Annotated in this window: 3 protein-coding genes; all 3 read left to right on the plus strand. The window is 47.1% G+C overall.

All coding sequences use genetic code 11. The features are described from left to right. The first annotated feature begins 93 nt into the window (after positions 1–93). The 3 genes from tnpA to tnpC all read left to right on the plus strand — a co-directional run bounded on the left by tnpA (position 94) and on the right by tnpC (position 2,441). A complete protein-coding gene (gene tnpA / locus I2I04_RS23020) occupies positions 94–426 on the plus strand; it encodes an IS66 family insertion sequence element accessory protein TnpA (RefSeq protein ID WP_195473341.1) in 333 nt (110 codons plus the stop codon). Continuing rightward, a complete protein-coding gene (gene tnpB, locus I2I04_RS23025; protein ID WP_167511782.1) occupies positions 410–778 on the plus strand; it encodes an IS66 family insertion sequence element accessory protein TnpB in 369 nt (122 codons plus the stop codon). The genes tnpA and tnpB overlap by 17 nt, the downstream gene beginning before the upstream one ends. A gap of 73 nt (positions 779–851) precedes the next feature. Beyond that, positions 852–2,441: an IS66 family transposase gene (gene tnpC, locus I2I04_RS23030; RefSeq protein ID WP_195655937.1), complete on the plus strand. Its 1,590-nt coding sequence runs from the start codon at positions 852–854 to the stop codon at positions 2,439–2,441. Positions 2,442–2,472 lie beyond the last annotated feature (31 nt).

The following is a 2,472-nucleotide window of genomic DNA, read 5'->3' on the forward strand; positions in this document are numbered from 1 at the left end:
GTAAGCATCCGATAAAGTACCCGTTTTCTCTGTCATATTTTCATAGCACCTTTGCCTGTGCAATATTGCATGAACTTCTAACATATTTTCATTATGACAAAAGAACAATTTACCTCTTTACAGGAACTGCATCGTTTAAGCGGTCTGAGTCTTCTGAAATTTCTGCAACGTGAACATGTCAGTTACTCCACGTACAATTATTGGAAACGTAAATCTTCCAGTGTTCCCGATCACGAGACCTCTGCTCCCCAATCAGTCTTAGCCCCCATCAGCCTGAAGTCCCCCTGTATTGCTTCCTCCTCTTCTGTTTCCGGAATGACCCTGTTGTTTCCTAATGGCGTCCGTGCCCATTTGGGTGCCGGTATGGAAGAGGCCGCTTCCCGTTTGATTAACCAATACGCCTGTTGCCATGTTCTGCCTGAATGATACGATGCGGTATTTTCTCTGCCCCGGCAGGACTGATATGCGCAAGGGTATCAGTTCTCTCTGCGGTGTGGTACACGAGCGTATGGGCTGCAGTGTCAGGAACGGTGATGTATTCATCTTCATTGGCAGCAGCCGTAAATTGATGAAGCTTCTCCATGCCGAGGATGGCGGTCTGGTGATGTATGTCAAGCGCCTTGAAGCCGGTCATTTCAAGATTCCCGAATATGACGAGAAATCGCGCAGCTATCCGATGGAATGGCGCGATCTTGTCATTATGGTGGAAGGAATCCGTGAATCTCCCGGGCAGCGTTTGAGACGTCTGAGGGCGGAACGAAATGTATATACTGTATAAAAATAGATGTCGTATTCCTTGTCTGTCCGGGATATATTTTGTACATTTATAGTGTAATTAAAAGAAACGGATTATGACCCAGGAAGAGATGCTTTCACAGATGAGCTCAATGCTGCAGTCCCTGCAGCAGGTGAACGCATCCCAGGCTGAGACCATTATCAGGCTTACCCGGCAGAATGAATCCTTACAGAATCGTCTCAATGAGCTGACGGCTCAAGTCGCATGGCTGAACCGCCAGCTTTTCGGTCACAAGTCAGAGAAACTCCCGTCTCTTGATTCCAACCAGCCTGACCTGTTCGGTGACTTTCTTCCTGATAATGCGGCTGAACTGGAAAAAGCGCGTGAAGTAGCGGTGCAGACAATCACAAAAGAAACGGTGGAGAGCAAGAAACGGGAACGGAATAACCGCAGGATAATGGAAGGTCTTCCCGTACTTGAAAGGGTAATCATCGAGCCGGAAGACATTGACCTGGAACTGTACAGGAAGATTGGTGAGGAAGTGACCCGTGTGGTGGAACATAAGCCCGGACAACTTTATATAAAGGAGATTGTACGGCCCAAGTATGCCCTTAAAGACAACACTTCACTTCCACCGGTCGGCAGAAAAGGAGTGGAGATAGCCGCCATGCCGCTGTTGCCTATATACAAAGGAATAGCGGGACCTACACTTTTGTCGGAGATACTCCTGCAGAAATATGAGTATCATCTTCCCTTCTACCGCCAGGTGAAACAGTTGCATCACCTGGGCTTCAAAGCTAGTGAAAGTACCATAGACGGATGGTTCAAGCCTGCGGTTGAGCTTCTCAAGCCACTTTACGAGGTACTCAGGCAGGAAATCATGAAATCCGACTACATACAGGGGGATGAAACGACCGTACCTGTACTGGACAAGGCAGGACATCAGACCAACAAGGAATACTTGTGGATGGTCAGGGCGGTAGTCGAACGACTGGTGCTTTTCCATTATGACAAAGGATCACGGTCTGGTACGGTGATAGGGCAACTGGCTAAAGACTTCAAGGGTTATTTCCAATGCGACGGCTTTGAGGGTTACGAATCGGCTTTCAAGGTTAACCCGAATGTGCGCCTTGTTAACTGCATGGCTCATATACGCAGGTATTTTGAGCAGGCACTTGCTGAAAACAGGCAGATGGCGGAACATGCCTTAAAAGAAATACAGCTTCTATATCGCATAGAACATGACTGTGACCAGAAGCAGCTTACAGAAAATGAACGGATGGAAAAACGTCAGGAACTTGCCGGACCTATTATGGATGCCTTGAAGCTATGGATGGAAACAGAAGGGATAAAATACAGCCCAAACAGCCTGACCGGAAAGGCGATAACCTATGCCTATACCCGCTGGGAGAATATGATGAGGTATCTGCAGGATGGACGTATCCATATTGATAACAATCTGGCGGAAAATGCCATCCGACCAATCACATTGGGTAGAAAGAACTACTTGTTCTGTGGAGACCATCAGGCGGCCGTCAGCATGAGTGTCGTCTGTTCGTTACTGGCTACGTGCAAAGCGCATAAAGTAAATCCGCGCACTTATCTAAATGACGTTATAGCAAGAATGCCATATATGCAGAAGGCTAATTATGAGGAACTGCTACAAATGTTGCCACACAAATGGAAGGAAAAGAATAAAGAATGATGGAGATACAACTATAGATGGCTGCTTACCT

This window comes from Bacteroides sp. 1001136B_160425_E2, from assembly GCF_015559655.1.
GTDB lineage: Bacteria > Bacteroidota > Bacteroidia > Bacteroidales > Bacteroidaceae > Bacteroides > Bacteroides luhongzhouii.